Origin of the sequence: Mesorhizobium sp. M7A.F.Ca.ET.027.03.2.1 (genome assembly GCF_003999175.1) — a bacterium.
In the GTDB taxonomy this organism is placed as follows: domain Bacteria; phylum Pseudomonadota; class Alphaproteobacteria; order Rhizobiales; family Rhizobiaceae; genus Mesorhizobium.
Genome location: NZ_RZOM01000675.1, coordinates 1 through 3,411, shown reverse-complemented (window position 1 = coordinate 3,411; position 3,411 = coordinate 1). Strand labels below are relative to the sequence as shown.

At 62.5% G+C, this 3,411-nt stretch carries 6 protein-coding genes; 3 read left to right on the top strand and 3 right to left on the bottom strand.

The window, feature by feature from the left end; genetic code table 11:
- Positions 1-11: 11 nt before the first annotated feature.
- From EN750_RS24685 to EN750_RS24675, 3 genes are all read left to right on the top strand, one after another.
- On the top strand, positions 12-599 hold the full coding sequence (locus EN750_RS24685) for a 5-formyltetrahydrofolate cyclo-ligase (RefSeq protein ID WP_127397998.1): 588 nt from the start codon (positions 12-14) through the stop codon (positions 597-599).
- A 69-nt stretch (positions 600-668) separates the two neighbouring features.
- Positions 669-1,493 carry a YmdB family metallophosphoesterase gene (locus EN750_RS24680; RefSeq protein WP_127319132.1) on the top strand — a complete coding sequence of 275 codons (825 nt, stop codon included), beginning with the start codon at positions 669-671 and terminating at the stop codon, positions 1,491-1,493.
- 74 nt (positions 1,494-1,567) lie between these two features.
- Positions 1,568-2,329 carry a TerC family protein gene (locus tag EN750_RS24675; RefSeq protein WP_127269216.1) on the top strand — a complete coding sequence of 254 codons (762 nt, stop codon included), beginning with the start codon at positions 1,568-1,570 and terminating at the stop codon, positions 2,327-2,329.
- A gap of 16 nt (positions 2,330-2,345) precedes the next feature.
- Here EN750_RS24675 and EN750_RS24670 read toward each other — a convergent pair whose 3' ends face one another.
- Genes EN750_RS24670 through EN750_RS24660 form a run of 3 tightly spaced genes read right to left on the bottom strand, consistent with a single transcriptional unit; the run spans position 2,346 to position 3,407 of the window.
- Positions 2,346-2,813 (bottom strand): SRPBCC family protein, encoded by a 468-nt coding sequence (locus EN750_RS24670; protein WP_127397996.1) that lies wholly within the window; start codon positions 2,811-2,813, stop codon positions 2,346-2,348.
- A gap of 26 nt (positions 2,814-2,839) precedes the next feature.
- The gene (locus EN750_RS24665; protein ID WP_127269214.1) at positions 2,840-3,202 is read right to left on the bottom strand and encodes a hypothetical protein; all 363 of its coding nucleotides are present in this window, start codon (positions 3,200-3,202) and stop codon (positions 2,840-2,842) included.
- Between the two features lie 49 nt (positions 3,203-3,251).
- The gene (locus EN750_RS24660) at positions 3,252-3,407 is read right to left on the bottom strand and encodes a VOC family protein (RefSeq protein WP_245482794.1); all 156 of its coding nucleotides are present in this window, start codon (positions 3,405-3,407) and stop codon (positions 3,252-3,254) included.
- Positions 3,408-3,411 lie beyond the last annotated feature (4 nt).

The following is a 3,411-nucleotide window of genomic DNA, read 5'->3' as shown; positions in this document are numbered from 1 at the left end:
ACCCTGGCTGAATGACCTCTCTCAAAGACCTGAAAAAGCAGCTTCGCCGTGAGGCCCTCGGACGCCGCAACGCGCTCGATGAGTTCTGGCGGGTGGAGGTCGCGCTTGAAATGGCGGAGACGGCGCGCGATCATCTCCACGTCGAGCCGGGCCAGATCGTTTCCGGCTTTTGGCCGATGCGTTCGGAAGTCGACGTTCGGCCGCTGATGTTTGCCTTGCGCGAAAAGGGCGCACGGCTTTGCCTGCCGGCCATTCTCGACAAGACCACGATCGTCTTTCGCGAACTGGTGCGCGGCGCGCCGATGGTCGAGATGGGTTTCGGCACGGTCGGCCCTCACGAGGAAGCCGAGGTGCTCGACCCCTCGGTGATGCTGGTGCCGCTCGCCGCTTTCGATGCGCGCGGCCATCGCATCGGCTACGGTGCCGGCTATTACGACCGCGCCATCGCCAAGCTGATCGACAGGGGCCGGCCGCCGCGGCTGGTCGGCATCGCCTTCGACTGCCAGGAGGTGGCAATGGTGCCGGATGAGGAACATGACGTCGTCATTGCGGAAATACTCACCGAGAGCGGGTTGCGCCGCTTCGCGCCAAAATTGTAGATAAGTACAAGGGACGCATGATCTTCACTGGCGTCATGCAGCTTTCGCTGACCTTCGGTGCGGGATCATATGAGACTTCTCTTCCTCGGTGACATGGTTGGAAAGACAGGACGCACGGCGGTGTGGGAACAGCTGCCCGGACTGATCTCCGACTTCAAACTCGATTTCGTCATCGTCAACGGCGAGAACGCCGCCGGCGGCTTCGGCATCACCGAAGAGATCTTTCGCGAGACGATCGCGGCCGGTGCCGATGTCGTCACCACCGGCAATCATGTCTGGGACCAGCGCGACGCGCTCGCCTTCGCGCCGCGCGAAGAGCGCTTCCTGCGTCCCTCCAACTTTCCCAAGGGCACGCCCGGGCGCGGCTCCGGTGTCTATATCGCCAGGAGCGGCGCGCGCGTGCTGGTCGCCAACATCATGGGCCGGGTGTTCATGCATCCCGAGCTCGACGATCCGTTCCAGGCCGGCGAACGCGAGCTTGCCGCCTGTCCGCTCGGCGAGCAGGCGGATGCCGTGATTATCGACTTCCACGCCGAGGCGACCTCGGAAAAGATGTGCTTCGCGCATTTCGTCGACGGCCGCGCCAGCCTCGTCATCGGCACCCACACCCACCAGCCGACGGGTGATCACCAGATCCTCAACGGCGGTACCGGCTATATGTCCGACGCCGGCATGTGCGGCGACTATGATTCCTCGCTCGGCATGGACAAGGAGGAGCCGCTCAACCGGTTCCTGTCGAAGGTGCCGAAAGGCCGCTTCGAGGCGGCGACCGGACCGGCGACTTTGTGCGGCGTCGGCGTCGATATTTCAGACCGCACAGGGCTGACCGAGCGGATTGCGCCGTTTCGTCGCGGGCCACGGCTGGAGGAAACCGCACCGTCCTTCTGGTCGTGACATTGATATAGGCACGCTTAGTACCTAACTGCCGGCGACACTGCTCTAGATCGTTAAAAGAGGGGACGACCTCCATGCAGCTCATCGAATTCCTGGCGCCGCATTTTCAATTTGTTTCCGACCCGACGGCCTGGGTCGCGCTGCTGACGCTGATTGTGCTCGAGGTCGTGCTCGGCATCGACAATCTGATCTTCATCTCGATCCTGACCAACAAGCTGCCGGAAGCACAACGGGCCCGTGCCCGCCGGCTCGGCATCTCGGCGGCCCTGATCATGCGGCTGGTGCTGCTGGCCACCATTTCGATCATCGTCCAGCTGACCACGCCGGTGTTCACGGCCTTCGGTCACGGTTTTTCCTGGCGCGACCTGATCCTGATCGCCGGCGGCCTGTTCCTGGTCTGGAAGGCGACCAAGGAGATCCATCACACCGTCGATCCCGACGACCACAAGGATACGATGATGGGCGAGACGCTGCAGATCAGCCTTGCCGGCGCGATCTTCCAGATCCTGCTGCTCGACCTGGTCTTCTCGATCGATTCGATCATCACCGCCGTCGGCATGACGGACGAGATCGCCATCATGTACATCGCCGTGATCGTCGCGGTCACCGTGATGATGCTGGCGGCCGGGCCGCTGGCCAACTTCATCGCCAAGAACCCGAGCATCGTCATGCTGGCGCTGGGCTTCCTTCTGATGATCGGCATGACGCTGATCGCAGACGGCATGGGCTACCATGTGCCCAAGGGCTACATCTATGCGGCGATGGGCTTTTCGGCATTGGTCGAGGGGCTCAACATGCTGGCGCGGCGACGTAAGAAGTCGGGCGGCGGGCATTGAGGCAGACCCTGAATACCTAATGTCCTGGCACGCCCTTCGGGTGACGGTCGCCGATCAGGCCGAGCGTCAGGCCCTGTTCCAGCCACGCCTTGGCGCCGGCCAGCACCAGCGTGAAGCCGCCGGTTGAGCCGACGGCCTCTTTCACCTGCTCGTCGCCATCCCCGGCGAAGCCAAAATTGCGAACCTCGAGAAAGGTCGTCTCGTCGGGCATTTCGGTGAAGGTCCAGACCACCGCGGTCGGCGGATCGCTCCATTGCATGACGATCTTTTCATTCGCGACGATCTCGCTGACGTCGACGGTCGTCGAGACACCGTACATGCGCCACTCCCAGAGGACTTGCTTGCCGCTGTCCAGCCGGCCGCTGCCATGGGTGAACCAGAATTTCGTGGTTATGGCCGGATCGACGATGGCCTCGAACACATCGGCGACAGGCCGCCGGATCAGCATGCCGGCTTCGGCGGTTGGCTTTTCGCGGATGTCCATCGGATGCTCCTTTCGGGGTTCGGCGCTCACCAGGCGTCCGGTTCGCGCAGCATGTGAATAATGTTGGCAGGGTTGGTGATCCAGCCGCCGCGGAAGCCCTCGCCCAAGGGCTCAATGGCGTCGCAACGCACAACACCGGCCTTGGCGAAATGATCCGCAGCCATGGGGAAATCCTTGGTGAACAGCTCCAGCCACACCTCGGCCTGGCTCATCATCGGCGCCTCATCGATCCACAGGCGGTTGGGGCCAAGCTCGAAGCCGATGGCCGGTGCTTTGTCTGTGAACGGCTTCAGGCCGACGACGTCGCGGTAGAAGGCGATCGTCGCCTCATATTGGTGCGGCGGTACCTTCATGGCGATGTTGATGCCGCCGGTGATTTTCGTGGTCATAGCTGGCTCCGTTGTCATGTTCGGCTGTTGTCGCCTTTGCTCAGGCTGGTCATGCGAGATTGATCTGCCAGGAGACCCCGAACCTGTCGTTGAGCCATGCGAAACGGCGGCTGAAGCCGTAATTGTCCGGTGGCATCAGGAACGCGCCGTCCTTGCCCAGCGTCCCGACAATTCGGTTCAGCTCTTCTTCTGAGGAACAGTCCACATAG